Here is a 250-nt window from a genome sequence, read left to right as displayed (position 1 = left end):
CAGACGGAACTGTCCTGGGGAGAAAGTTTATTGACTTCCCCAGTGAAAAAGACCGGATGTACCGCACACTGGGACGAATCCGGAGATTCCAGAGGGAACATGGATCTGCGCAGGCAGGAGGAAGGTGGGCATACACCAGACGCCTGAATATAGAATTAAGCAGAAAGATCGCAGGGGCAGTTGCAGAATATGCAAGGGAGAATCATGCAGATGTGATCGTATTTGAGTATCTGGAAATGAACGGAAAGAT

1 pseudogene is annotated in these 250 nt (G+C 48.8%); it reads left to right on the top strand.

The window, feature by feature from the left end:
* A pseudogene (locus LJE11_RS19580) lies at nucleotides 1–250 on the top strand (IS200/IS605 family accessory protein TnpB-related protein); the annotation flags it as partial.

Origin of the sequence: Blautia sp. DFI.1.216, from assembly GCF_020594215.1 — a bacterium.
In the GTDB taxonomy this organism is placed as follows: domain Bacteria; phylum Bacillota; class Clostridia; order Lachnospirales; family Lachnospiraceae; genus Blautia_A; species Blautia_A wexlerae.
This window is presented reverse-complemented; position numbering and strand designations above follow the sequence as displayed.